Origin of the sequence: Burkholderia sp. 22PA0106 (assembly GCF_047497155.1) — a bacterium.
Taxonomy (GTDB): Bacteria; Pseudomonadota; Gammaproteobacteria; order Burkholderiales; family Burkholderiaceae; genus Burkholderia.
In genome coordinates this window covers 507,907-534,753 of sequence record NZ_CP163162.1, presented here as the reverse complement: position 1 = coordinate 534,753, position 26,847 = coordinate 507,907, and the positions used below count along the sequence as shown (strand labels likewise).

Below are 26,847 nucleotides of genomic sequence, written 5' to 3'. Positions count from 1 at the left end.
TTCCGGCTGCCGATGAAACGACAAGGCCCCGTCGTCGCGCGAGCGACTTCGGGGCCTTTCAGCTCAACTGCCTGAAGGCAGCATCGACACACTTGGGATACCTGACGCGGGCCGGGCCGATGAGGCCCGGTCGCGCGTCGCGCGGCTGGATGAAACGGCACGCCGCCATCAGTGATGCGTATACAACCCGTCACGATCGCCCAGATGCGCCACCGTGCCGCCTTGCGATGTTCCGGCCGGCGCATAGCCGTAACCCGACGTATCGCGCGGCGCGCCATTGGCGGCCATCGCATCCTGCGCGTGGAGCTTCGCTTCGGCGGCTTGAATGTCGTTCGGATAATTGTCCGACTTGTGCGCCGGGTTGTAGCCCACCTGTTCAAGACGCACCAGTTCCGATTTCACGCTGTCGCGCGAGGTCAGATGCGTGACGTCGGCATGAGCAACGCCAACCGAGGCAAGCGCGGAGAAGGCAAGGATCGAGGCAAGCAGCTTTTTCATGATATGGATTCCTTTGTAAATTCCAGAAGAGAAGGGATGCGAACGAATCGGCGATCGATGCAGCCTGTGCCTCGCTCGACATCCACGACCCATCTTCCGGGTTCGCGGTTAACTCGACCTTAACGGCGACACCCTCGCAACAGAAATGAATTCGTAAGCTTCACTTAAGCTGCGCGACGGCACAGTGGCGTCGCGGTCCGCCCGGATCGCGCACGCGACCGTGGAGACTCCCGTGATTTCGATGACAACGCCCCGCACCGGCGACGCCGCCCGGATGCTCAATAAAGTACCGCCCGTCACGCTCGCCTTCTGGGTGATCAAGATCCTGACCACCACCGTCGGCGAAACCGGCGCGGATTACCTGGCCGTCAACGTCGGCCTGGGCACCGCGATCACGGGCGGCTTGATGCTGCTCCTGCTCGCGGCAGCACTGACCGCGCAGTTCCGCACCCGCGCCTACGTGCCATGGATCTACTGGCTCAACGTGGTGCTGGTCAGCGTGGTCGGCACGCAGATCACCGACGCGCTGACCGACGGCCTGCACGTCAGCCTCCATGCCAGCAGCGCCTGCTTCGCCGTGGCGTTGGCCGCGGCGTTCGCGATCTGGTATCGCGTCGAGGGCACGCTGTCGTTCGAGACGATCGTCACGACGCGCCGCGAAACCTTCTACTGGGCCGCGATCCTGCTGACGTTCGCGCTCGGCACGGCGGCCGGCGACCTGGCCACCGAGGCGCTCGGCATGGGCTTCCAGCTCGGCGTGCTGGCCTGCGCGGCGCTGATCGCCCTGACCGGGTTCGCGGCCTGGCTCGGCATGCCGCGCGTGCTGGCGTTCTGGATCGCCTACGTGCTGACGCGTCCGCTCGGCGCCTCGCTCGGCGACCTGCTCTCGCAGGCACGCGAATACGGCGGCCTCGGCTGGGGCACGGTGTATACGAGCCTCGCGTTCCTCGTCGTGATCGTGCTGCTGGTGGGCGCGTTGAGCATCGCGCACCGGCGCGGCGGGTCTTCCAGCGCGGCAGCCTGATCCGTTCCCTCCATTCGGTCATTCATTCGCTTGTTCATCGCGGCCCGCCGGCCGCCCATTCATCAGGAGTCCTGCCATGCATTCCCGCACCATCCGTCATCTGTCCGCGCCCCTGCTCGCCGTCTCGCTGTCGTTCGGCGCCTTCGTCTCGCTGTCGTTCGGCGCCTTCGTCGCGCTGCCGTTCGTGCCCGGCGCGATCGTCGGCGCGCAAGCGGCCCAGGCCGCCACCGCCGCGCCGTCGAAGCTCGGCGACCTGTCCGGTTTCCGCACCATCGCCGCCGATACGGCGAAGCTCGTCGACGCCGGCAACCTGCCCGGCGCGAAGGCACGCATCAAGGATCTCGAAACGAAGTGGGACGGCGCCGAGCCGTCGCTGAAGCCGCGCGCCGCCGCCGATTGGCACCGCGTGGATGACGCGATCGACCACGCGCTGTCCGCCCTGCGCGCGAGCAAGCCCGACGCGGCCGCCTGCAAGCAGGCGCTCGCGGCCTTGCTCACCACCCTGGACCAGCCCGGCGGCAAGGCCTGAAGCGGGCATCGGCACGCGCACAGGCAAAAAAGACCCGGCCAGCAGGCCGGGTCGTAAAAGAGTGAGACGGGGAGCGCACGAGATGCGTCCGCTCCCCCAATCACTCTGCGTGGACGGTGGCCGCCAACGCGGCACGGAGACGCAGCATGAGCGCCGCGACGTTAACGTGGCGTTAACGGCGGCCGCACCACCCGCAATACAAACTTGCTCGAAGCGCAATGCCGGGACGCCCGGCCGACCGTGCGCCATCTATCCGTAATCGTCATATTCACTGGCGATTCATTCTTGCCAATTCTTTCCCACCTCTCTTCACCACCCCGCGCGCGTACCACGCGATTGCCCGGAAACCGCCGTTCCGCCTTGATTTTGCTCAGAAGAATGGTCGAGTCGATTTTTTACAACATTCGTTTACAAAGCATTTCGAAATCAATACAATCCGGAACGCAATCACGAATCATTCTCATTAAGATCAATATTCAGCGGGCGAGATTGCCCCCGCGACACGCCGTTTTTCGACACCACCGCCCTCTCGCCCATGTCTACTTCGCTCAATACGAAGCCTCGCGCGCTCGTTTCGGCCCTGGCCTGCACCGTGTTTTTGGCTCCGCTCGTCGCGGTCGCCCAAACTGCCCCGACCACTGCCCCGGCCACCACCTCGACAGGCGCCGCACCCGCCGCTTCGGCTTCGCAAAGCGCTTCGCAGTCCTCCACAACGCGCAGCGCCACGCTGCCGACGGTGTCCGTCAAGGCGCAAGCGGAGATGCAGACGCGCGCGCTGCCCTCGTTCAAGTTCACCGCACCGCTGCTCGACACGCCGCGCTCGGTCACGGTAATTCCCGAGGAAGTGATGCGCGAGAAGAACGTGACAACCTTCGCCGACGCGCTGCGCACGGTGCCGGGCATCACGTTCCTCGGCGGCGACGCGGCGGCGAACCCGTCGGCGGACCGCCCGGTGATCCGCGGCTTCGAATCGCGCAACTCGATCTTCGTGGACGGCATGCGCGATTCGGGCGTGCAAAACCGCGAGACGTTCGACATCGAGCAGATCAGCGTGGTCAAGGGCCCGGATTCGGTCTATGCAGGGCGCGGCTCGGTGGGCGGCAGCATCGACATCGTCACCAAGGCACCGAAGAACGACAACTTCACCAATGGCAGCATCGGCTTCGGCACCGACAGCTACAAGCGCGCCACGCTCGACGTGAACCGCAAGCTCAACGACACCACGGCGGTGCGCCTGAACGTGATGGGCCACGACGCCGACCAGGCCGGCCGCACCGATGTGTACAGCAAGCGCTGGGGGATCGCGCCGTCGGTCACGTTCGGCCTGAACACGCCGACCCAGGTGACGGTCAGCTATTACCACCTGAACAGCTATGACATGCCCGACTTCAGCGTGCCGTTCCGCGCGAGCGGCACGCCGGTGCAGTCGGATCGCGGCCAGTTCTACGGGCTGAACAACCGCGATTACCGCTACGGCCAGACCGACACCGCCGAAGTGCGCGTCGAGCATCGCCTCGAAGGCGGCTGGAAGCTGCGCAACACCACGGTGGTGGGCCGCTCGACGCTCGACTACGTGGCCACCAACCCGCAGTTGACCTCGCCTACCTCGAACATCATTTCGCTGCAGGCCAAGAGCGGCAAGTACGCGACCAACAACATCGCCAACCAGACCGAGCTGACCGGCAAGGCCACGCTGTTCGGCATGGAGCACACGCTGACGGGCGGCATCGAGTTCAGCCACGAACAGAGCCGCTACGAGGGCTATCTGGTCAGCGATTCGAAGGGCAACAACATCCGCTCGGGCGGCCCGTGCACGGTGGCGTTCAACTGCACGCCGCTCGGCAGCTGGAACCCGAACAACCCGTGGACGGGCAACCTGCTGCTGAACGGCGACAAGACCTTCCCCGGCCCGACCACCAACACCCGCACCGACATGGCGTCGGCCTACCTGTTCGACACGGTGCGCCTGTCCGAGCGCTGGCGCTTCAACGCGGGCCTGCGCTACGACCGTTACGACGTGCGCGCCCAGCAGGCCGGCGTGGCCGACCTGACCAACACGGCGAACCTGTTCAGCTATCAGTTCGGCCTGGTGTTCAAGCCGATCGAAACCGTCAGCCTGTACACCTCGTACGGCACCTCGTCGAACCCGCCGGGCTCGAACGCCGGCATCGGCGGCGGCACCGATCAGCTGGTCGCGACCAACCAGGATCTCGCGCCGGAACGCTCGCGCAACATCGAGGTGGGCGCGAAGTGGGATGTGCTCGACCAGCGCCTGTCGCTGACCACCGCGCTGTTCCAGACCGACAAGACCAACGCCCGCGTGTCCGACGGCCTGGGCCACACGGTCAACGCCGGTTCGCAACGGGTGCGCGGCTTCGAGTTCGGCTTTGCCGGCGACGTCACGCGCAAGTGGCACGTGTTCGGCGGCTACTCGTACCTGAACGCCGTCACGACCAACGCCGGCCCGGGCAGCCCGACCGCCTCCGGCCTGCCGATGGTGATGGTGCCGAAGCACAACTTCACGCTGTGGACCAGCTACGACGCGCTGCCGAAGCTGAATGTGGGTGCGGGCGCAACGATCTCGAGCCTGACCTACGCGTCGGTAGCGGCCACGGCCCGCAAGTGGACGCCCGGCTACGCGCGCTTCGATGCGGCGGCCACGTACCACGTGACCAAGTCGATCGACCTGCAACTGAACGTGCAGAACATCTTCGACAAGAAGTACTTCGCGACCGCCTACCCGATCTACGCATCGTGGGCGCCGGGCCGTTCGGCGATGCTGACGATGAACTTCTATCAGTAAGCCTCAAGGCATGCAGTACCAGGCGTCGGGTTGGCTCCGGCGCATCCGGCACAAAAAAGCGGGCTATTCGGCCCGCTTTTTTCATTCGCTCGCCACTGCGCGCCCGCCCGATTCGCTGTATGCGGCGTGATGCGAGATCGCGTACAGCTCGCGGCTGCGCTCGATCGATTGCGCCGACGGCGGATAGTCGCCATCGCGCGCCGGCACCAGCCCGTCGCGCTGGGCGTCCACCAGTTGCGCATGCACCTGCGCCCGCGTCAGCCCGTTGTTGTCCACCTTGGCCATGGCCGGTGCAGCCAGCGCCAGCGAAGCCATCCCTGCCGCGGCCAGCGCCGCGATCCCGCGAATCGTCTTGTTCATGAGTAACCTCCGTCGTCCGTCGATGAAGCGGCCTCGATGCTTGGCAATCCGAATCGAATACAGCGCGATGGAATGGAAAGCGGGCCGACGGAAACGATTCTGGTCGCCGCGCCTTGCCGCGAACTTGACGATCGGATGACAAAACCGCAATCCGCGCACATGACGCTTTCGTAATGTGCGCGTCAGAGCGGGGACGCCGCCGCGCCACCACACTGGCGCCTTCCGTCGCGGCATGCACGCCGCCCCGCTCCCCCTGCCCGGAAGGAACCGCCATGTGGATCGTCCGGCTGGCCTTGCGCCGGCCCTATACGTTCGTCGTGCTCGCGCTGCTGATCGCCCTCGGCGGCCCGCTCGCCATCCTGCGCACGCCGACCGACATCTTCCCGAACATCGACATCCCCGTCGTCAGCATCGTCTGGCAATACAACGGCCTGTCGGCCGAGGACATGGCGCACCGCATCACCTCGATCTACGAACGCGCGCTGACGTCCGACGTGGACGACATCGAGCACATCGAATCGCAGTCGCTGAACGGCGTGTCGGTGGTCAAGGTGTTCTTCCACCCCGGCGCGGACATCAACCGCGCGATCGCGCAGGCGGCCAGCAATTCCGCGTCGATCCTGCGCCTGATGCCGCCCGGCACGCTGCCGCCGAACATCATCACGTACAGCGCCTCGACGGTGCCGATCCTCCAGCTCGGGCTGTCGAGCACCACGCTGCCGGAGCAGCAGCTCTACGACCTCGGCAACAGCTTCATCCGCACCCAGCTCGCGACCGTGCAGGGCGCGTCGGTGCCGCTGCCGTACGGCGGCAAGGTGCGCTCGATCGTGGTGGATCTCGACCCGCGCGCACTGCAGGCCAAGGGCCTCGCGCCGTCCGACGTGGTCAACGCCGTCAACGCGCAGAACCTGATCCTGCCCGGCGGCACCGCCAAGATCGGCGCGCGCGAATACAACGTGCAGATGAACGGCAGCACCCAAACCATCGCCGCGCTGAACAACCTGCCGGTAAAGGCCATCAACGGCAACGTGATCTACGTACGCGACGTGGCCCACGTGCGCGACGGCTACGTGCCGCAAACCAATATCGTGCGCGCCGACGGCAAGCGCGCCGCGCTGCTGACGGTGGAGAAAACCGGCAGCGCCTCGACGCTGTCGATCATCGGGCAGGTCAAGACGCTGGTGCCGCAGATCGCGGCCGGGCTGCCGAAGGCGCTGAAGATCACCGCGCTCGGCGATCAGTCGGTGTTCGTGAAATCGGCGATCCAGGGGGTGATCCGCGAGGCGCTGATCGCCGCCTGCCTGACCGCGCTGATGATCCTGCTGTTCCTCGGAAGCTGGCGCGCCACGCTGATCATCGCGGTGTCGATCCCGCTGGCGGTGCTCAGTTCGCTGCTGGCGCTGTCGGCGCTCGGCCAGACCATCAACATCATGACGCTCGGCGGGCTCGCGCTCGCGGTGGGCATTCTGGTGGACGACGCCACGGTGGCGATCGAGAACATCACGCATCACCTCGAACGCGGCGCGCCGCTCGAGGATGCGATCCTGACCGGCGCGGGCGAAATCGCCGTGCCGACGTTCGTTTCCACGCTGTCGATCTGCATCGTGTTCGCGCCGATGTTCCTGCTGACCGGCGTGGCGCGCTACCTGTTCGTGCCGATGGCCGAGGCGGTGATCTTCGCGATGGCGGCGTCGTATCTGCTCTCGCGCACGCTGGTGCCGACGCTCGCGATGTGGCTGCTGCGCGCGCCGAACCCCGCCGCCACCGGCCGCTTCGCGCGCTTCCAGCGCGGCTTCGAGCGCCGCTTCGAGGCGGTGCGCGCGCGCTACCGTGCGTTGCTCGACGGCGCGATCCGCCGCCGGCGCGCGGTGGTGATCGGCTTCGTGCTGGCCTGCCTGGCCTCGACCTCGCTGTTCGCGTTCGCGGGCCGCGATTTCTTCCCGGCCGTGGATACCGGAGAAATCCGCCTGCATCTGCGCGCGCCCACCGGCACCCGCATCGAGCAGACGGCGCGCCTGACCGACGAGGTCGAGGCGAAGATCCGCGCGGTGATCCCGCCTGCGCAGATCGCCTCGATGCTCGACAACATCGGCGTGCCCGTCAGCGGCATCAACCTGACCTACGATTCGAGCGGCGTGATCGGCACCGAAGACGCCACCGTCATGATCTCGCTGAAGGCCGGCCATCCGCCCACCGCGCGGTACGTGGCGGAGCTTCGCAACGCGCTGACGCAGGCGTTCCCCGGCATCACGTTCGCGTTCCTGCCGGCCGACATCGTCAGCCAGATCCTCAACTTCGGGCTGCCCTCGCCGATCGACATCCAGATCGTCGGCAACCGGCTCGACGCGAACCGCCAGGTGGCCAACCGCCTGCTCGCGCAACTGCGCGGCGTGCCGGGCCTCGTCGATGCGCGCATCCAGCAGCCCGGCGACGAGCCGGCCATCAACGTGAACGTGGACCGCACCCGCGCGATCCTGGCCGGCCTCCAGCAGCGCGATGTCTCGCAGAACCTGCTGATCGCGCTGTCGGGCAGTTCGCAGACCTCACCGAATTTCTGGCTCGACCCGAGCAACGGCGTGAGCTACCCGATCGCGATCGAAGCGCCGCAATACGCGATCGATTCGCTGCAGTCGCTCGCCAACCTGCCGCTGCCGTCGCCGCCGAGCACCGGCGCGACGCCGGCCGGCGCGGCCCCGCGCAACCTGCTCGGCGGGCTCGGCACGTTCGCGCGCGCAAGCCAGCAGGCGGTGGTGTCGCACTACAACGTGCAGCCGGTGCTCGACCTCTACGCGTCGACGCAGGCGCGCGACCTCGGCGGCGTGGCCGCCGACGTGACGAAGCTGGTCGACGCGGCGCGCGCCCAGTTGCCACCGGGCTCGAAGATCGTGCTGCGCGGCCAGGTGCAGGCGATGGACACGTCGTTCTCGGGCTTGCTGGCCGGGCTGGCGTTCGCGATCGCGCTGGTCTATCTGCTGATGGTGGTGAACTTCCAGTCGTGGCTCGACCCGGCCGTGATCGTCAGCGGCCTGCCCGCCTCGCTGGCCGGCATCGCGTGGATGCTGTTCGCCACCCACACCACGCTGTCGGTGCCCGCGCTGACCGGCACGATCCTCTGTATCGGCATCGCCACCGCGAACAGCATTCTCGTGATCAACGCGGCGCGCGAGATGTTGCGCGACGGCGCGGCGCCGTGGCAGGCCGCGCTCGAAGCGGGCTTCACGCGCTTCCGCCCGGTGGTGATGACGGCGCTGGCGATGCTGATCGGCATGCTGCCGATGGCGCTGGGCCTCGGCGACGGCGGCGAGCAGAACGCGCCGCTCGGCCGCGCCGTGATCGGCGGGCTGGCGTTCGGCACGCTGTCCACGCTGCTGTTCGTGCCGGTGGTGTTCGGCATGGTGCACGCCTGGCTGGAGAAACGGCGCAACGCCGCGCCGCCGGCCGCCCCTGCCGCCGATCCCGCTCCGTCCGCCGGCCGTCATTGAGCCCGCCGCTACCCTTTCGCGCCTACCGATCATGAACGATACGAACGATTTCGATCCCGCCGACCGCACGCCGCCGTCCGCGCCTTCCCACGCTCAGGCACCGGCTCAGGCTCAGGCTCAAGCACCGGGTACCGCCCAAGCTCAGGCCCAGGTTCCGGCCACCCCGCCGCGCCGTCGCTCGCTCGTGCTGCCACTGGCGCTCGCGGCCGGCTTCGCCGCGCTGCTCGCCGCCGGCATCGTGCCGCGCGTGGCGGCGAGCGCCGCGCAGCACACGCAGGTGGCGGCCCAGCAGGCGCTGCCCGTCACGGTGGTGCTGCCCGGCCAGGCGCCGGCCGATCAGGAGCTGATCCTGCCGGGCGCGGTGACGCCGTTCGCCGATGCCGCGATCTACGCGCGCACCAGCGGCTATATCGCGCGCTGGCGGACCGACATCGGCGCGCACGTGAAGGCCGGCGACACGCTCGCGCAAATCGCCGCGCCCGATCTCGACGCGCAACTGAAGCAGGCGCGCGCCGACGAGGCTGTCGCGCAGGCCAACTACGATTACGCGAAATCGACGGCCGCTCGCTGGCAGCAGATGCTGACGACGCAATCGGTCTCGCAGCAGGACGCCGACACCAAGTCGGCCGACATGAACGCCAAGCGCGCGCTGCTCGCGGCCGCGCAGGCGAACGTCGCGCACCTGGCGCAGCTCGTGTCGTTCGAGACGGTCAGCGCGCCGTTCGCGGGGGTGGTCACGGCGCGCAACGTCGACGTCGGCACGCTGGTGACGGCGGGCGGCACGCCGGGCTCGCCCGGCCAGACCGGCGAGCTGTTCCATATTCAGCAGACCGATACGTTGCGCGTGTTCGTCGACGTGCCGCAGGACAGCGCCGCGAACGTGACGACCGGCACCGGCGTTTATCTCGGTTCTCCTCAATATCCGGGGCGGCGCTTCGCGGCCCGCGTCGTGCGCAGCAGCGGCGCGATCGATCCGGTCACGCGCACGCTGCGCGTCGAGATCGACGTGGACAACCGCGACGGCACGCTGATGCCGGGCGCCTATGCGCAGGCGCATTTGAGCATCGCCAGCGCCAGCCCGGCGCTCGAATTGCCGGTCAGCGCGCTGCTGTACCGGCCCGACGGCGTGACCGTCGCGGTGGTCGGCCAGGACGGCCGCACGGCGTTGCGGCAGGTTCGGATCGGGCGCGATTTCGGCACGCGCGTCGAGATCGTCGGCGGGATCGGCGCGGGCGATCGCGTGATCGACAACCCGGGCGATTCGCTCGCGGCGGGCACGATGGTCAGCGTGACGGCGACGACGCGTACGGCGGTGCCGGGTGAGGGGGCATCGGGGGCATCGGGGGCTTCGGCGGGTTCGGCGGGTTCGGCGGGTTCGGCGGGTTCGGCGGGTTCGGCGGGTTCGGCAGGTTCGGCAGGTTCGGCAGGTTCGGCAGGTTCGGCAGGTTCGGCAGGTTCGGCAGGTTCGGCAGGTTCGGCAGGTTCGGCTTCGGGCTCGGGCTCGGGCTCGGCAGCGGGCTCGACCTCAGCCGCCGCCACCCCTACCACCCAGCACTAAAAGGCGCATCGACATGTCCGCTCCGCGCCCCCACCCCGCCCGCCGCGCCCTCGTCACGGCCCTGACGGCCGCCCTCGCAGCACTATCGCTCGGCGCCTGCTCGACGCTGCCCGACTACTCACGCCCGAGCATCGACATCCCCGCCGCCTACGCCGGCGCGCCGCTGGCGCAGCCGGGCTGGCGCGTGGCCGCCCCCGCCGACGCCGCCACGCGCGGCCCGTGGTGGACCGCGTTCGGCGACGCCGACCTCAACGGGCTCGAAGCGCGCGTCGACGTGTCGAACCAGACGCTCAAGCGCGCGCTGGCCGATCTCGACACCGCGCGCGCCACCGTGGCCGAGCAGCGCGCCGGCTTCCTGCCGACCATCACGGCCGGCGCCACGCCGAACCGCGCGCGCGTCTCGCAGAACAAGGCCGGCTCGTCGTTGGCCGGCAAGACCACCACCGATTACATGGCCGGCGTCTCCGCGAGCTGGGAGCCGGACGTGTTCGGCCGGATTCGCGACGCGGTGGCCAACGCGCAAGCCAACGCGTCGGCCAGCGAGGCCGACGTGGCCGCGGTGCGGCTCGCGATCGGCGCGCAACTCGCCACCGATTACTTCGCGCTGCGCTCGCTCGACACCCAGCAGCAATTGCTCGACCGCACCGTGACCGCCTACGGCCGCGCGCTGCAACTGCTCGAACAGCAACTCGCGGACGGCGCGATCGACGCCTCGGCCGTCGCCCAGGCGCGCGCGCAATACGAAGCGGCGCGCACCCAGGCCACCGACATCGGCGCGCAGCGCGCACGCCTGCAACACGCGATCGCCACGCTGGTGGGCGAAAGCGCATCGACGTTTACGATCGCGCCGCGCGTGCAGGCGCTCGCGGTGCCGGCGATTCCGCCCGGCGTGCCGTCGCAGTTGCTGGAGCGGCGGCCCGACATCGCGGCGGCCGAGCGGCGCACCGCCGCCGCCAACGCGCAGATCGGCGCGGCGCGCGCGGCGTTCTTCCCCGACCTGATGCTCAGTGCCAGCACCGGGCTGGAGAGCGCGGCGTTCGGGCCATGGCTGACCGCGCCGAGCCTGTTCTGGTCGCTCGGGCCGCAACTGGTCGGCACGCTGTTCGACGGCGGCCGGCGCCGCGCCGCGCTGCACGGCGCGACCGCGCAATATGACGGCGCCGTGGCCGACTACCGGCAAACCGTGTTGAGCGCGTTCCAGCAGGTGGAAGACGACCTGAGCACGCTGCACGCGCTGGCCTCGGAGGCCGACAGCGCGCGGCGCGCGGCCGATGCCGCCGACCTGGCGCTGAAGCTGACCACGAACCGCTTCGACGCGGGCGCGGTCAGTTATCTCGACGTGGTGACGGCGCAGACGATCGCGCTGTCGAACCAGCAGCAGGTCGACCGGATCGACGCGCAACGGATCGCGGCGGCGGTGGATCTGACCGTGGCGCTCGGCGGCGGATGGGAGGGGTTGGGGACGGGCCCGGCGGCTTATACCGCCCGCGGCAACGTCACCGTCACCCGCAACCCGCTCGGCTCGACATCGCCCAGCTCGATGCGCGCCCCGGTGCGCTCGACGATCGTGCGCACGATCGCCAGCCCGAGCCCCGAGCCGAGCGCCTCGTTGCCGACGATCCGGTAGAACGCATCGAACACGCGCTCGCGCTCCTGCGGCGCGATGCCCGGCCCGGTATCGGCCACGCTCAATTCCACCTGCCCGGCGCTCGCGCGCACCGCCAGATCGATGCGCCCGCCATCGGGCGTATAGCGGATCGCGTTGTCCACCAGGTTGCGCACCAGCATGCGCAGGTCGAGCGGGCGCGCGATCACGTCGGCCTCGTCGAGCTGGATCACGCCGATGTCGATCCGCTTGCGGTCGGCCAGCGGCATCAAATCCTCCAGCACGCCGCGACAGGCCTGCGCCACCGACAGGCGCGCGTCCGGCGTATCGGGCCCGTCGTGCACGCGCGCGAACGTCAGCAACTGTTCGACCAGCGCGCTGCTGCGCGCCAGCCCGCGCCGCAGCGCCAGCACGCGTTCGTGCGCGGGCGTGGCGGCGGTCAGCGGTTCGAGCCGCTCGGCCTGCAGCGAGAGCGCGGTCAGCGGCGTGCGCAGCTCGTGCGCGGCGTCGGCGATGAAGCGCCGTTGCGCGGCGATCGATTGCCCGACGCGATCGAACAGCCGGTTCAGCGCCACCACGAACGGGTGGATCTCGTCGGGCAGGCCGTCGTTGGACAGGCTCGACAGATCGCGGCTGTCGCGCCCGTCGACATGCGCCGACAGCGCGCGCAGCGGCGCGAACATGCGCCGCACCACGTAGCCGAGCACCAGCACCAGCACCGGCACGAACACGATCAGCGGCGCGGTGGCGGCCAGCGCGCTGCTTTCGGCCACGTCGTTGCGGCCGGCTGTTTGCTGGCCCACGGCCACGCGCGCGCCGCCGGCCAGCGTGCGCACCACGATCCGCCAATCCACGCCGGCCACCGTCACGTCCTGCACGCCGTCCGGCAGCGAAGCCGGCAGCGCGAGCGGGCCCGCGCCCGCATCGAGGCGCTGCACGATCAGTTCGGGCTTGTCGTGCACGGCCTTCACATGGCCGCCGATCGAGCCGTCGCGCTGCATCGCGTCGAGCGTGCCGGGGCTCAGCATCGCGGCCACCTGTTCGAGCTGCCAGTCCTGCAACTCGTTCGCTTCATGGAACGAGGCGCAGAACGACGCGACGCCCGCGATCACGGCAGCGAGCAACACCATCGCGGACAGCCACGCGGACAAGCGGAATTGCAGGGAATGTCTCATTGCGCCTTCGACACCATCCAGCCCACGCCGCGCACGTTGCGGATCGTCTCGCTGCCGAGCTTGCGGCGCAGCGAATAGATCAGGAATTCCACGGCGTTGCTTTCGACTTCCTCGTTCCAGCCGTAGATGCGATCTTCGAGCTCGGTGCGCGAGAGGATCGCGCCGGGCCGTTGCAGCAGCGCGTGGAGCAGCGCGAATTCGCGGCTCGACAGCCGCACGCTGCGCTCGCCGGCGCGCGCCTCGTGGGTGGAGGGATCGAGCGACACCACGCCGTTGTCGAGCACCGGCGCGGGCGTGCCGCCGCCGCGCCGCACCGCCGCGCGGATTCGCGCCAGCAATTCGGTGATCTCGAACGGCTTGAGCACGTAATCGTCGGCGCCGTTGTCGAGGCCGCGAATGCGGTCTTCCAGCGCGTCGCGCGCCGTCACCACCACCACCGGCACCGGGTTGTTGGCGGCGCGAATGGCCGCCAGCACATGAAAACCATCCTGTTTCGGCAGCCCGAGGTCGAGCAGCACGAGTTCGTAGCGCTGGGTGCGCACCGAGGCGATCGCGTTCTCGCCGTCGCGCACCCAATCCACCGCGTAGCTGGCGTCGCGCAGCGCACCCGCCATCTCGTCGCCGATCATCTCGTCGTCTTCGACCAGTAACACTCTCATCGGCACGTTCCCCGTTCTTTCGCCTGCATTGCCTTGCCTTGGCCGTGCCCGCCGACGCCATTCGCGACCTGATTCGGGCATCCACGCGCGAATTTACCGCAATTTCTACCGCCCCCCTCGCGCCGATAAGATCAGGCCCTGTTTTTCATCTAAGTTTCGACCAGCAGGCTTTCGAAGTCCGGCGCGCCCGATACCGAGCGGCGCGCCGCGTCCACCGCTGCCGGCATCCATGAACGCGATTTTCTCGAACCTCAAAAAGGCCCATATGCGGCCGACCGCGACACGTATTGCGGTCTACCGCCTGTTCCACGAATCGCCGAACGCCCATTTCACCGCCGATCAGGTGTTCCGCCGCCTCGCCGATCAGGACGAGCCGTACAACCTGTCGAGCATCTACCGCGCGCTCGGGTCGTTGCAGGAAGCCTCGCTGATCCTCGGTTCGTCGCTGGGCATGTCGAAGGTCATCTACGAACTGAATCGCGGCGATCCGCATATCCACCTGGTCTGCACGCGCTGCGACGCGATCCAGGACATTCAGGACCCGGCCTTCGAGGCGCAGCAGGCGCGCATCGCCGAGGAACACGATTTCCGCTACCTGAGCTACAACCACGTGGTGTTCGGTGTCTGCGGCGCGTGCGTGCGCCGTTTGAACGGCAAACACTGACCCCCGCCGCCCGGCTCGCCAGGCCGCCGATGCGCTGACGCGCCGGCGGCCTGGCGCCGTTTACAGCCCACTGATGGCCCACTGATGGCCCGTCGAAGGCCCGCGTTTCCGCCGCTTCCAGCCCGTTCCGACCCAGCGCCAACCGCTTCCCACCCCGTTTTCCCATTGCACGAAAGTTGACCTTGCCGGGGCTACGGGCTTACCCGAATGCAAAAAAGTATCGGCTCGCGGTCTTATTTTCGGTGGTAACCGCGCGCCGTCGCGGCTATTTTTCATCCATCGCCCGGCCGCTCGACGCGCCGCGCGAATCGAAGCAAAACGAAGCGACGAGAACGTCGAGACACAGGAGACACGGCGGTGCCGGCAGACACGACGATGAAGGCGATCCGGGTTGACGACGCGCACGATGCGTACGACGCCGCGCGGCCCGGCGAGCGTGCGCAGCCCGATCTCGAACTGGTGGCCGTGCCGCGCGACGAATCGTTCAAGGTCTGGTCGCACGGCTATCCGTATCGCACGGTGCGCTGGCACTTCCATCCCGAATACGAGATCCACCTGATCACCGCCACCAGCGGCAAGTATTTCGTCGGCGACCATATCGGCGATTTCACGCCCGGCAACCTCGTGATGACCGGCGCGAACCTGCCGCACAACTGGGTCAGCCACGTGCCGCGCGAGGAGCGCGTGGACGAGCGCTGCCTGGTGCTGCAGTTCGGCGCGGAGTTCGTCGAGCGCGTGATCGCCGCATTTCCCGAGTTTCGCCGTGTCGAGGCGCTGCTCGATGCGGCCCGCTGGGGCCTGCTGTTCTCGCCCGACACCGGCGCGGCGGCCGAACCGATCCTGCGCGAGATGCTCGGCGCGCAGGGCATGCGCCGCATCGTGCTGTTCGTTTCCTTGTTCGAACTGCTGGTGCGCAGCCCCGAGCCGGCGCGGCTGGCCAGCGCGGCCTATTGCGCCGACCCGGCGCGCTACGGCGCCTCGCGCATCAACCACGTGCTCGCCCATATCGGCAAGAACCTGTCGCAAGAGCTGCGCGAAACCGACCTGGCCGCGCTGTCGGGCCAGAGTGCCAGCGCGTTCTCGCGCTACTTTCGCCGTCATACCGGCGTGCCGTTCGTGCAGTACGTGAACCGCCTGCGCATCAACCTCGCCTGCCAGTTGCTGATGTCGGACGAACTGAGCATCACCGATATCTGCTATCAGGTCGGCTTCAACAACCTGTCGAACTTCAACCGGCAATTCCTGATGATCAAGGCGATGTCGCCGTCGCGCTGGCGTGCCTATCAGCAACTGAACGCGGCCAGCGCCACGGCGGCAACAGCGGCAACGGCGCAGCCCGGCACCGACGCGGCGCTCGTCTAGCGCCGCGCACGCCGGGCAGGCGCCCTCTGCGACAACCGGAACGCGCCAGCCCAATCGATTCGCACTACGGATCAATATCCGAGAACGCAGCACCCGAACGGCCCACCCGAAGCCGGCCATTTTCAACGACACGGAGACACCCGATGAACCCGATGCTTTCCCGCACGCTGCGCGCCGCCGCCCTGAGCCTGGCGCTCGCCGGCACCGCCCCGGCCTTCGCCGCGCCGTCCGGCACGGTGGCGTTCCTGATGCCCGACCAGGCCTCGACGCGCTACGAGCAGCACGATTTCCCCGGCTTCAAGGCCGAGATGCAGAAGCTGTGCCCCGCCTGCCAGGTGCTGTATCAGAACGCGAACGCCGACGTGGCGCTCCAGCAGCAACAGTTCAACTCGGCGATCGCGCAGGGCGCGAAGGTGATCGTGATCGACCCGGTGGATTCGACCGCCGCCGCCTCGCTGGTGCACATGGCGCAGGCGCAGGGCGTGAAGGTGATCGCGTACGACCGGCCGATTCCCGCCACGCCGGCCGACTACTACGTGTCGTTCGACAACGAGGCGATCGGCAAATCGATCGCGCAATCGCTGGTGCAGCACCTGAAGGCGAGCGGCGTGCCGGCCGGCAAGGGCGGCGTGCTCGAAGTCAACGGCTCGCCCACCGACGCGGCGGCCGGGCTGATCCGCAACGGCATCCACGCGGGCCTGCAGGGCAGCGGCTACGCCACGCTCGCCGAGTTCGACACGCCCGAATGGGCGCCGCCGAAGGCGCAGCAATGGGTGAGCGGGCAGATCACGCGCTTCGGCGCGCAGATCGTGGGCGTGGTGGCCGCCAACGACGGCACGGCGGGCGGCGCGATCGCCGCGTTCAAGGCGGCCGGCGTCACGCCGCTGCCGGCCGTGACCGGCAACGACGCGACCAACGCCGCGCTGCAACTGATCATCGCGGGCGACCAGTACAACACCATCCTGAAGCCGAGCGAGATCGTCGCGGCGGCCGCGGCCAAGGTGGCCACGGGCTTCCTGTCGGGCCAGCCGCCGAAGGGCCAGACGACGCTCTACAAGACTCCCACCCAGTTGTTCACGCCGGCCGTCATCACCGCGCAGAACCTGAAGGCCGAAGTGATCGCCAAGGGCTTCGCGAGCGCGAAGGAACTGTGCACCGGCCGCTATGCGCAGGGCTGCAAGACGCTCGGCATCGCGAACTGACTGACCACGGCCGCGCAGCCTGCCCGGCAAGGCGGGCCGCGCGCCAACTCACAGGCATCTCCGTCATGACTCACGATTCCACGACCCGCGCCCCGCGCGGCGAACCCGTGCTGAGCCTGCGCGGCATCTCCAAGCGCTTCGGCGCGGTGTCGGCGCTGACCGACATCGAACTCGACGTCCACGCGGGCGAAGTGGTCGCGCTGGTCGGCGACAACGGCGCCGGCAAATCGACGCTCGTGAAGCTGCTGGCCGGCGTCCATCAACCGACCTCGGGCACCATCACGTTCGGCGGCAAGCCGGTGGCGCTGTCCGATCCCGGCACGGCGCTCGACCTCGGCATCGCCACGGTGTTCCAGGATCTCGCGCTGTGCGAGAACCTCGACGTGGTCGCCAACATCTTTCTCGGCCGCGAACTGAGCCCGCTGCGTCTCGACGAGGTGCAGATGGAAGTGCGCGCCTGGACGCTGCTCAACGAGCTGTCGGCGCGCATTCCGAGCGTGCGCGACGTAGTGGCCTCGCTGTCGGGCGGCCAGCGCCAGACGGTGGCGATCGCCCGCTCGCTGCTGCTCGACCCGAAGCTGATCATGCTCGACGAGCCGACCGCCGCGCTCGGCGTGGCGCAGACGGCCGAGGTGCTGAACCTGATCGAGCGCGTGCGCGACCGCGGCCACGCCGTGATCATGATCAGCCACAACATGGAAGACGTGCGCGCCGTGGCCGATCGCATCGTGGTGCTGCGGCTCGGCCGCAACAACGGCGTGTTCTACCCCGATTCGTCGAACGCCTCGCTGGTGGCCGCCATCACCGGCGCCACCGAGAACGCCGTATCGCGCCGCGCCGGCCGCCGCACCGCCGGCCAGGACGCCGCGCCCAGCCAAGGAAACGATCATGCGCAATGAATCGCAACACGCCCCGCAGCCGGCCCCGGGTCCGACTTCAAGTCCGGCTTCGAGCCCTTTGCTCGACCGCGCCGACGTACGCGTCAAACATGCCGCCGGCGTGGGCGACACGCTCGCCGCGTTCGCGCAGCGGGTGCGCGCCGGCGACCTCGGCTCGCTGCCGGTGGTGGCCGGCCTCGTCATCATCTGGACGGTGTTCGCCAGCCTGAATCCGGTGTTCCTGTCGGCCAACAACCTCGTCAACCTGCTGTTCGACTGCTCGACGGTGGGCGTGATCTCGCTCGGCATCGTCTGCGTGCTGATGGTCGGGCAGATCGACCTGTCGGTCGGCTCGATCAGCGGCTTCGCCTCGGCGCTGGTCGGCACGCTGTGGATCAACGCGGGCTGGCCGGTGCTGCTCGCGATCGTCGCGGCGATCGCGGCCGGCGCGGTGTTCGGCCTGTGCTACGCACTCCTGTTCAACCGGCTCGGCATGCCGAGCTTCGTCACCACGCTGGCCGGCCTGCTCGCGATCCTCGGCATGCAGCTCTACGTGCTCGGGCCGCCCGGCTCGATCAACCTGCCCTACGATTCGGCGCTGGTCGATCTCGGCCAGTTGCGGGTGCTGCCCGCGCCGGTGTCGCACCTGCTCGCGCTGCTGCCGGGCGCGGCGATGCTGCTGCTCGGGCTGCGCACCCATGCGCGGCGTCGCGCGGCCCGGCTGTCCGCGCCGTCGGCCGGCAGCCTGCTGCTGCGCGCGGCGGCGCTCACCGTGCTGCTCGAAGCGGTGGTCGCCTATCTCGACCACGGCCGCGGCGTGCCGCTGATGTTCGCGCTGTTCGTCGCGCTGGCCGCCGCCATGCACTACGCGCTGACGCGCACCCGCTGGGGCCGCTCGATGCACGCGGTGGGCGGCAATCACGAGGCCGCGCGCCGCGCCGGCATCCACGTGGGCGCGATCTACGCCAGCGCGTTCGTGCTGTGCACCAGCCTCGCCTCGCTCGGCGGCATCCTGAGCGCCGCGCGGCTCGCCTCGGCCAGCCAGCAGGCCGGCTCGGGCGACGTCAACCTCAACGCGATCGCGGCGGCCGTGATCGGCGGCACCAGCCTGTTCGGCGGGCGCGGCAGCGCATGGTCGGCGGTGCTCGGGATCGTCGTGATCCAGTCGATCGCGAGCGGCCTGACGCTCCTGAATTTGTCGTCGTCGCTGCGCTTCATGATCACCGGCGCGGTGCTCGCGATCGCGGTGATCGTCGATTCGCTGGCGCGCCGCTCGCGCGTCTCGCACGGCCGCGCCTGACCTTTTTCTCCTGGAGAACTCCGCATGTCTGAACCCTTGAACGGAAAGGTCGCCGCCATCACCGGCGCGGCCTCGGGAATCGGCCTCGCCTGCGCGCGCGCGCTGCTCGACGCGGGCGCCACGGTGGTGCTGATCGACCGCGCGCAGGATCGCCTCGCCGATTGCTGCGCGCAACTGGGCGAGCGCGCGCTGCCGCTGGCGGTCGATCTGCTGAATCCGGCCGACGTCTCGGCGATGCTGCCGCGCATCGTCGCGCTCGCGGGCGGCCTCGACATCTTCCACGCCAACGCGGGCGCCTACGTGGGCGGCGAGGTGCTGCACGGCAACCCCGACGAATGGGACCGGATGCTGAACCTGAACATCAACGCGGCGTTCCGCTCGGTGCACGCGGTGCTGCCGCATCTGGTCGCGCAGCGTTCCGGCGACATCCTGTTCACCAGCTCGATCGCGGGCATCGTGCCGGTGGCGTGGGAGCCGATCTACACCGCGTCGAAGTTCGCCGTGCAGGCGTTCGTGCACACCACGCGGCGGCAGCTCATGCAGCACGGCGTGCGGGTGGGCGCGGTCGCGCCGGGGCCGGTGGTGACGGCGCTGCTCGACGACTGGCCGCAGGCGAAGATGGACGAGGCGCTGGCCGCCGGCAGCCTGATGCAAGCCAACGAAGTGGCGGACGCCGTGCTGTTCATGCTGACGCGCCCGCGCAACGTGACGATCCGCGATCTCGTGATCCTGCCCACCAGCGTCGATCTGTGAGATCGTCGCGCCACGCTCCCACTCCAGGAACCGAGACATGACGGATCATCCGAACCCCGACGCGCGCTACCTGATCGGCATCGACGTGGGCACCGGCAGCGCGCGCGCCGGCCTGTTCGACGCGCAGGGGCGCATGGTGGCGTCGGCCAGGCACGACATCGCCGTATTCCACGAAAGCGGCGCGATCGTCGAGCAATCGAGCGCCGATATCTGGCAGGCCGTGTGCACGGCCGTGAAGGCGGCGCTGGCGCAGGCTGGAATCGCGCCGGCGCAGGTGGCCGGGCTCGGCTTCGATGCGACCTGCTCGCTGGTCGTGCTGGGCGACGGCGGCGCGCCGCTGCCGGTCGGGCCGTCGGAACAGCCCGAGCGCGACATCGTGGTGTGGATGGATCACCGCGCCGTGGCGCAGGCCGAGCGCATCAACGCGCAGGGCCACGCGGTGCTGAACTACGTCGGCGGGCGCATCTCGCCCGAGATGCAGACGCCGAAGCTGCTGTGGCTGCGCGAGCATCGCCGCGCCGTGTTCGACGCGGCCTGGCAGTTCTTCGACCTGACCGATTTCCTGACCTGGCGCGCGACCGGCGACCTGGCGCGCTCGACCTGCACCGTCACCTGCAAGTGGACGTATTTGGCGCACGAGCGGCGTTGGGACGACGCCTACTTCCGCGAGATCGGCCTCGGCGAGCTGGCCGACGAGCAGTTCGCGCGGATCGGCCAGCACGTGGTGGACCCCGGCACGCCGCTCGGCGCGGGCCTCACGGCGCAGGCCGCCGCCGAGCTGGGGCTCGCGCCCGGCACGCCGGTGGCGGCCGGCGCGATCGACGCGCATGCGGGCGGGATCGGCACCGTCGGCGCCGGGCATGCGCCCGAAACCTGCCTCGCCTACGTGTTCGGCACCTCGTCGTGCACCATGACCACCACGCGCGAGCCGGTGTTCGTGCCCGGCGTATGGGGGCCGTATTTCTCGGCGATGGTGCCGGGCGCCTGGCTCAACGAGGGTGGCCAGTCGGTGGCCGGCGCGGCGATCGAACGGCTGCTGGCGATGCATCCGGCCGCCGCCGAAGCCACGCGCGACGCGGCCCGCGCCGGCGAGGCGCTGCCGGTGTGGCTGGCCGGCCGCGCGGTGGCGCGGGTGGACGGCGCGCTGTCGGCCGCCGCGAAACTTGCCGACGGCCTGCACGTGGTGCCCGAATTCCTCGGCAACCGCGCGCCGTTCGCCGATCCGCACGCGCGCGCCGTAATCGCCGGGCTCGGCATGGACACCGATCTCGACAGCCTCGTGGCGCTCTATCTGGCCGGCATTTGCAGCATCGGCTACGGGTTGCGGCAGATCGTCGAGGCGCAGGCGGCGGCCGGCGCGCCGGTCGAGCAGATCGTGATCAGCGGCGGCGCGGGGCGGCTCGACCTGGTGCGCCAGTTACTGGCCGACGCCACCGGCAAGCCGGTGCTCGCCACCGAGGCCGACGAGCCGGTGCTGCTCGGCGCGGCCATGCTCGGCGGCGTGGCGGGCGGCGTGCACGACGACCTGCGCGCGGCGATGGGCGCGATGTCGCGCATCAGCCGCCGCTATGCGCCGGCCGACGGCGAGCTTGCGGTTTGGCATGCCGGGCGCTATCGCGCGTTTGAGGCGTTGCAGCGCGTGGCGCGCGAGCTGCGCTGAACGCGGCGCGGCGCGGCGCGGGGGCGGGACGCGTTCGACGTGCGGCCCGCTGCGCCTGCGCGAGCATCATCGTCTTGTCACGGAACGCGTGTTTGATTCCGTCATCCCGTTGTCGCATTGCGTCCCCGCCCAGCCCCCTCGCCTTCCGTGATCGAGATGAAAGAACGGCCGCTGCTCGAATACGCGCTGCACCCCGTCGAGGACCGTCTGGTTCATGTCGACGCGTTCTGCCGCGACCTGCCGCTGTTGCGCGGCCTGGCGCGCTGTCCGCTGTGCTCGGGCGTGCTGCGCGTGGTGCAGTTGCGCGACCGCTCGCAGGCGCGGCGCTTCGTGCATGCGGCCGGGCCGTTCGCGCGTTGCCCACTGGTGTCGGACGCGGTGCCGAACCCGCTCGCCGTCAATGTCGGCCCGCCGCTGACCGAGCGCGCCCGGCAACTGCGCGCGAGCTTCTTCCAGCAATGGCAGCGGCACCTGCACACGATCCGGCAAACCGCCTCGGCGTTCCAGGTCACGCGCTTCACGCACGCGATCGAGCACGCCGACGTGCTGAAGCTGTGGGCCTGGCCCACCCTCGCGCAACGCGATATTCCCTACGTGCTGCTGGTGCTGACCGATTTCATGGCCGCGCCGCCCGGCGAGCGGCAGGCCGCGTGGATCCGGTTCTGGTTCGGCGCGCCGGTGCAGAAGGTGGGCGACCTGGGCGACGCGGGCCAGGTCGTGCCGCGCTTGTTCCGGCTGCGCTACAAGCGGCCGCGCATGTCGAAATACCCGAGCGTGCGGCATCTGATCGATTGCCAGGAAGTGCCGATGCCCGCGCACGAAGGCCCGGACGCCGCCGCGCTGCTGACGGGCGCCGATGTTTCGGCCTTCGAATCGTTCGAGCGGAAGATGGCGCGCGTGCCGGGCGAGCGCGGGCGGGAGTGAGCCCGCCGCGCGGCCGGCGCGGGCTTCAGGTGTACAGCGACGCTTCCGGCAGCACGCCGGTCATCGCGAAACGGCCCACGTCGCGCAGCCGGTAGTCGAGCGGATCGTGCAGCGTGTGCGTGCGCGCGTTGCGCCAGAAGCGGTCGAGCGCGAGCGGCGCGGCCGTGGCGCGAGCACCGCAGGCGTCGAACAGCGCCTCGCCGGCATCGAGCGCGGCGCGCTGCGCCACGATCTTCGCCTCCGACACCGCCAGCGCCACCTCGGCGCGCCCGTCCGCCGTCAGCGCGGTCTTGCGGTCCCACGCGGCCTGCAACGCGCGCGCCGCGCGATCGGCCAGCGCCTCGGCGGCCACCGCCTGCACGCGCATGTCGCCGAAGCGTTGCAAGGTGTACGGATCGTCCTGCGCCTTCTCCACGCCGGCATGAATCCACGGCCGCCCGCGCGTCGCCACGTAGTCGCGCGCCTCGGCCAGCGCGCCCTCGGCCAGCCCGACGAACAGGTTGGTCAGCACCAGTTGCGACACCAGCGTGCGCAGCGTGGCGCGCGGGCTCGGCGGCGCTTCCGAGCGATGCAGCACCTCGTCCGCCGCCACCGTCACGCCGCTGAACGACACGCTGCCGCTGTCGGTCTGGCGCTGCCCGATCGGGTCCCAATCCTCGTGCACGGTGATGCCTTCGCGCGCGGTGGGCACCACCGCGAACACCGGCTTGCCGGTCACGGGGTCATGCGCCGACACCGTCATCCGCGTCGAACCGCGCGTGCCCGAGCAAAAGCCCTTGATGCCGTCGAGCCGATAGCCGCCGGCGCCGTCCTGATGCGCGGCGAGGCGCGTGTCGAGCGGATTGACGGCGTTGCCCCACCACCAGCCCTGCTCGACCGTGCCGCGCAGGTAGCGCTCGCGTTGCGCGTCGCTGCCCCACACGTCGACGCTGACGATCTGCAACACCTGGAAGCCCACCAGATGCGCGAGCGCGCTGTCGACGCGCGCGATCGCGCGAATCGTCTGATACACGATCGGCCAATCGGCCTCCTGGCCGCCGAACGCGCGCGGCACGGCCAGCGTCTGCAGGCCGAGGCCGGCCATCCACGCTTTCTCGCGAGCCGCGTGGCCGCCGCGCCGATCGCGCTCGGCGGCGCTCGCGCGCAACGCGACGATCAGTTCACCGAAGCTCCGCGGCGCATCGGCATCGGCCTTGACATCGGCCTGCCCACCGGCGGCGGCCGGCGATCGGGAATCGCTCATCGAATCTCTGTTCTCCATCGTTTCAGGTCAGACGAATCGGGGCGGTCATGGCGTCACACGCATTGCGTGCGAAAGCCCGCGCGCCGCCCTCGATATTGCCGACCCGCTGTCGTAAACACGGATATCGCCTTCGCACACGTTTGCGTGCACGATGGCGAGGGGCTTGGCGCCGATGATAGCCGCGCGCGCCAGGCCCGGTCCAACAAGCGATCCGGAAATGGAAATCGGCAAATACGATATGGGCGGAGGCGGGATCACGCGGCGATCCTCGCGTAATACGCAATTTGCAGACGATATTGAAAGCTGCTATTCATGAATGGCCGGACGGGGAAATCCGGCTCGCAAGCAAGTAGGTGGATCGGCAAGGCACTGGCATCGCATCGAAAAACAGGCAGCAATCCGAAATAACGGCGGCAGTTCCCGGGGCGACGTACCCCCTTACCCGACACGACGGGCCAGGCCCTCGGCGGCGGGCCCATTCAGAGGTAGACCATGAGCATTCAGCACCACGGCGTCGAGATTTGCCCTGCACTCCTTATCGATCGCAGGCAACGCACGCGCACCCGCCGCGCGCCCGGCCGGTTCCGGCGCTTCGCCTCGGCGGCCTGCGCGCTGCTGGCCTCGCTCTGCGTGACGGGCGGCGCCGCACAGGCGGCCGACCTGGTCGTGCCGGCCTACTTCTATCCGTCCGGCTCGGGCTCGACCGCCTGGAACACGCTCGCCACCAACGCCGCCTCGGTGCCGCTGACGGCCATCGTCAACCCGAACAGCGGCCCCGGCACTGCCGTCGATCCGGCCTACACGAACGCCATCACCAAGGTGCGCACGGCCGGCGGCAAGGTGATCGCCTACGTGCATACGTCGTACGGCAGCCGCTCGCTGTCCGACGTCACCAAGGACATCAACACCTATCTGGCGTTCTACACGGTGGACGGCTTCTTCATCGACGAGATGGCGAACGACAGCACCACCGCGCATGTGCAGTACTACCAATCGCTCTACAACTACATCAAGGGCCTGTCGCCGAACTACCAGGTGGTCAACAACCCGGGCGCCAATATTCCGGAGATCTACGCGAGCCTGCCGGTGGCGGACCGCTTCGTGGTGTACGAGGACAAGCAGGCGAATTACGCGAAGTACAAGGCGGCGGCATGGCAGGCGAACTATGCCGCGAGCCGGTTCATCCATATCGTCTACAACGCCACAGCCACGCAGATGAGCAGCGCCCTGCAGTTCGCCGTGACGAACGGGGCGGGTGGTGTTTACATGACGTCGCTGAAGCTGCCGAATCCGTATAACGGGCTGCCGACTTACTGGGATCAGGAGGTGTCGGGGGTGGCGGCGTTGAATCCGCCGGTGACGCAGGCAAAAACGGCATCGACAACGGCCACCACCGCATCGAACCGCCGCCGTTGAGCATCGCCGGAGCGCGATCAATTAACAGCCCACAAGCTGTATTCACAAAAAACAGCTTGTAGGCTGTATTTTAAAAATACAGCCTGTATGCTGTAAAATCCGGACGTTCGCCACTTCGTGCGCGTCGCGCCTTCTCATCGTGAACTACCCGGTCAAGACCCTCGGCCAGCTACGGCCGCTGCTGCAAGGCTTCCGGAAATCCGCGGGCCTCACGCAAGCCGCCATGGCCGAGCGGCTTGGCGTGACGCAGCAAACCTACGCCCGCTTCGAAGCCGACCCGACCACCGCCAGCCTCGAGCGGCTGTTTCGCGTGATGCGCATCCTCGGCATCGAACTGACGCTGAACGACGCGCACGAGCCGGGCAGCAGGCCCGCCGCCAGCGATACGTCGCGCGAAAACTGGTAAGCCGCCATGCCCCGCTCGCACCAGGCAACGCGCCTCGCGCTCTGGATGAACGGCATCGAGGTCGGCTATTGGGAACGCGTGCAAGGCGTCGATCGGCTGGCCTACGCCGACAGCTGGCTCGCCGATCCCCAACGCCGCCCGCTCTCGCTGTCGCTGCCGCTGCGCCCCGGCAATGCGCCGTATCACGGCGCGGCCGTCGCCCATTACTTCGACAACCTGCTGCCCGACAGCGACGCGATCCGCCGCCGCATCGCGCAACGCCATGCCGCGCGCGACGCCTCGCCGTTCGGGCTGCTCGAAGCAGTTGGGCGCGATTGCGTGGGCGCGCTGCAACTGCTGCCGCCCGGTCAGGCGCCGGACGATCTCAAGCGCATCGCCGGCACGCCGCTCGACGAGCGCGACATCGCCCAATGGCTGCGCGCGCTGCCGCTCGCGCCGGCTGCCGGCAGTGCCGCCGCGCCCGACCTGCGCCTGTCGATCGCCGGCGCGCAGGAAAAAACCGCGCTGCTCTGGCACGACAACACATGGCTGCGCCCCGAAGGCAGCACCCCGACCTCGCATATCCTGAAGCTGCCGCTCGGGTTGGTCGGCGGCATCGGCGCCGACATGCGCACCTCGGTCGAGAACGAATGGCTCTGCGCGCTGATCGCCGCCGCCTACGGCCTGCCCGCCGCACCGTGCGGCGTCGGCCGCTTCGAGGATCAGAAGGCGCTGGTGGTCGCGCGCTTCGATCGTCGGCTGTCCGCGGACGGCACCTGGGTCGTGCGTCTGCCGCAGGAAGACCTGTGCCAGGCCTCCGGCATTTCAGGGCTGACCAAATACGAAGCCGACGGCGGCCCCGGCATCGATACGGCCATGGATATTCTTTCCGGCTCGGTCGACGCCGAGCGCGACCGCCGCCATTTCTTCACGACGCAGATCCTGTTCTGGATGCTCGCGGCCGCCGACGGCCACGGCAAGAATTTCAGCATCGCGCATCTGCCGGACGCGCGCTACCGCGCCACTCCGCTCTACGACATCCTGTCGTTCCATCCGATCATGGGGCGCCGCGCCGGCCAGATCGCGCCGCAGCGCGTGAAGATGGCGATGGCCGTGCGCGGCGCGAACCGGCACTACGCCTGGAGCGAAATCCAGCCGCGCCACTGGTTCGCGCAAGGCAAGCGCAGCGGGCTGACCGAGGCGGACGTTCACGCGATCGTCGAGCGGCTCGTGGCGGCCACGCCCGGCGTGATCGACGAAGTGGCGGCGCTGTTGCCCGCCGATTTTCCGGCCGATCTGGCCGACGCCATCTTCAACGGCCTGCAAAAACAGGCCCGTAAACTGAAAACGGGCCTCTGAAAGGCCC

Annotated in this window: 20 protein-coding genes and 2 pseudogenes; 17 read left to right on the top strand and 5 right to left on the bottom strand. The window is 69.1% G+C overall.

Translation table 11 applies throughout. From position 1 onward, the window contains the following. Window positions 1-168 precede the first annotated feature (168 nt). Entirely contained in the window at window positions 169-498 is a 330-nt protein-coding gene (locus AB4850_RS02325) for a DUF4148 domain-containing protein (RefSeq protein ID WP_414441009.1), read from the bottom strand. 274 nt (window positions 499-772) lie between these two features. Here AB4850_RS02325 and AB4850_RS02320 point away from each other — a divergent pair, with 274 nt between their 5' ends. The 3 genes from AB4850_RS02320 to AB4850_RS02310 all read left to right on the top strand — a co-directional run bounded on the left by AB4850_RS02320 (window position 773) and on the right by AB4850_RS02310 (window position 4,854). After that, complete coding sequence (locus AB4850_RS02320) at window positions 773-1,522, top strand: hypothetical protein (RefSeq protein WP_414441937.1); 750 nt, start codon at window positions 773-775, stop codon at window positions 1,520-1,522. A 76-nt stretch (window positions 1,523-1,598) separates the two neighbouring features. Beyond that, a complete protein-coding gene (locus tag AB4850_RS02315; protein ID WP_414441008.1) occupies window positions 1,599-2,051 on the top strand; it encodes a histidine kinase in 453 nt (150 codons plus the stop codon). A 535-nt stretch (window positions 2,052-2,586) separates the two neighbouring features. Continuing rightward, window positions 2,587-4,854, top strand: a complete 2,268-nt coding sequence (locus tag AB4850_RS02310; protein ID WP_414441007.1) for a TonB-dependent receptor — start codon at window positions 2,587-2,589, stop codon at window positions 4,852-4,854. A gap of 81 nt (window positions 4,855-4,935) precedes the next feature. On the opposite strand, the gene AB4850_RS02305 is transcribed toward AB4850_RS02310, so the two are convergent. Continuing rightward, the gene (locus tag AB4850_RS02305; RefSeq protein WP_414441006.1) at window positions 4,936-5,214 is read right to left on the bottom strand and encodes a DUF4148 domain-containing protein; all 279 of its coding nucleotides are present in this window, start codon (window positions 5,212-5,214) and stop codon (window positions 4,936-4,938) included. 272 nt (window positions 5,215-5,486) lie between these two features. Here AB4850_RS02305 and AB4850_RS02300 point away from each other — a divergent pair, with 272 nt between their 5' ends. Genes AB4850_RS02300 through AB4850_RS02290 form a run of 3 tightly spaced genes read left to right on the top strand, consistent with a single transcriptional unit; the run spans window position 5,487 to window position 11,881 of the window. After that, window positions 5,487-8,696, top strand: coding sequence for an efflux RND transporter permease subunit (locus tag AB4850_RS02300; protein ID WP_414441005.1), 3,210 nt, complete (start codon window positions 5,487-5,489; stop codon window positions 8,694-8,696). A 31-nt stretch (window positions 8,697-8,727) separates the two neighbouring features. Then, the gene (locus AB4850_RS02295; protein ID WP_414441004.1) at window positions 8,728-10,254 is read left to right on the top strand and encodes an efflux RND transporter periplasmic adaptor subunit; all 1,527 of its coding nucleotides are present in this window, start codon (window positions 8,728-8,730) and stop codon (window positions 10,252-10,254) included. Window positions 10,255-10,267: 13 nt separating this feature from the next. Beyond that, window positions 10,268-11,881 (top strand): efflux transporter outer membrane subunit, encoded by a 1,614-nt coding sequence (locus AB4850_RS02290; RefSeq protein WP_414441003.1) that lies wholly within the window; start codon window positions 10,268-10,270, stop codon window positions 11,879-11,881. Here the strand turns inward: AB4850_RS02290 and AB4850_RS02285 are convergent. Further along, window positions 11,800-12,543, bottom strand: a pseudogene (locus AB4850_RS02285) (ATP-binding protein); the annotation flags it as partial. The gene AB4850_RS02290 and the pseudogene AB4850_RS02285 overlap by 82 nt on opposite strands. Window positions 12,544-13,031: 488 nt before the next feature. Then, window positions 13,032-13,694 (bottom strand): response regulator, encoded by a 663-nt coding sequence (locus tag AB4850_RS02280; RefSeq protein ID WP_414441002.1) that lies wholly within the window; start codon window positions 13,692-13,694, stop codon window positions 13,032-13,034. Window positions 13,695-13,923: 229 nt separating this feature from the next. Here AB4850_RS02280 and AB4850_RS02275 point away from each other — a divergent pair, with 229 nt between their 5' ends. The 8 genes from AB4850_RS02275 (at window position 13,924) to AB4850_RS02240 (ending at window position 22,437) form a co-directional block, all read left to right on the top strand. Then, window positions 13,924-14,358, top strand: a complete 435-nt coding sequence (locus AB4850_RS02275) for a Fur family transcriptional regulator (protein ID WP_414441001.1) — start codon at window positions 13,924-13,926, stop codon at window positions 14,356-14,358. Between the two features lie 375 nt (window positions 14,359-14,733). After that, window positions 14,734-15,720, top strand: a complete 987-nt coding sequence (locus AB4850_RS02270; RefSeq protein WP_414441936.1) for an AraC family transcriptional regulator — start codon at window positions 14,734-14,736, stop codon at window positions 15,718-15,720. A gap of 143 nt (window positions 15,721-15,863) precedes the next feature. Further along, window positions 15,864-16,922, top strand: coding sequence for a sugar ABC transporter substrate-binding protein (locus AB4850_RS02265; protein WP_414441000.1), 1,059 nt, complete (start codon window positions 15,864-15,866; stop codon window positions 16,920-16,922). Between the two features lie 65 nt (window positions 16,923-16,987). Next, window positions 16,988-17,821, top strand: a complete 834-nt coding sequence (locus tag AB4850_RS02260; protein ID WP_414440999.1) for an ATP-binding cassette domain-containing protein — start codon at window positions 16,988-16,990, stop codon at window positions 17,819-17,821. A 58-nt stretch (window positions 17,822-17,879) separates the two neighbouring features. After that, complete coding sequence (locus AB4850_RS02255; protein ID WP_414440998.1) at window positions 17,880-19,100, top strand: sugar ABC transporter permease; 1,221 nt, start codon at window positions 17,880-17,882, stop codon at window positions 19,098-19,100. Between the two features lie 24 nt (window positions 19,101-19,124). Then, the gene (locus tag AB4850_RS02250; protein ID WP_414440997.1) at window positions 19,125-19,853 is read left to right on the top strand and encodes an SDR family oxidoreductase; all 729 of its coding nucleotides are present in this window, start codon (window positions 19,125-19,127) and stop codon (window positions 19,851-19,853) included. 37 nt (window positions 19,854-19,890) lie between these two features. After that, a complete protein-coding gene (locus AB4850_RS02245) occupies window positions 19,891-21,513 on the top strand; it encodes an FGGY-family carbohydrate kinase (protein WP_414440996.1) in 1,623 nt (540 codons plus the stop codon). 156 nt (window positions 21,514-21,669) lie between these two features. Beyond that, window positions 21,670-22,437 carry a hypothetical protein gene (locus tag AB4850_RS02240; protein ID WP_414440995.1) on the top strand — a complete coding sequence of 256 codons (768 nt, stop codon included), beginning with the start codon at window positions 21,670-21,672 and terminating at the stop codon, window positions 22,435-22,437. A gap of 25 nt (window positions 22,438-22,462) precedes the next feature. On the opposite strand, the gene AB4850_RS02235 is transcribed toward AB4850_RS02240, so the two are convergent. Continuing rightward, the gene (locus AB4850_RS02235) at window positions 22,463-23,680 is read right to left on the bottom strand and encodes an acyl-CoA dehydrogenase family protein (RefSeq protein ID WP_414440994.1); all 1,218 of its coding nucleotides are present in this window, start codon (window positions 23,678-23,680) and stop codon (window positions 22,463-22,465) included. Window positions 23,681-24,172: 492 nt separating this feature from the next. Here AB4850_RS02235 and AB4850_RS02230 point away from each other — a divergent pair, with 492 nt between their 5' ends. The 3 genes and pseudogenes from AB4850_RS02230 (at window position 24,173) to AB4850_RS02220 (ending at window position 26,840) form a co-directional block, all read left to right on the top strand. Beyond that, a complete protein-coding gene (locus AB4850_RS02230) occupies window positions 24,173-25,096 on the top strand; it encodes a spherulation-specific family 4 protein (protein ID WP_414440993.1) in 924 nt (307 codons plus the stop codon). A gap of 136 nt (window positions 25,097-25,232) precedes the next feature. Beyond that, window positions 25,233-25,439 (top strand): annotated as a pseudogene (locus tag AB4850_RS02225) (helix-turn-helix transcriptional regulator); the annotation flags it as partial. Between the two features lie 69 nt (window positions 25,440-25,508). Then, window positions 25,509-26,840: a type II toxin-antitoxin system HipA family toxin gene (locus tag AB4850_RS02220; RefSeq protein ID WP_414440992.1), complete on the top strand. Its 1,332-nt coding sequence runs from the start codon at window positions 25,509-25,511 to the stop codon at window positions 26,838-26,840. Window positions 26,841-26,847: the final 7 nt, after the last annotated feature.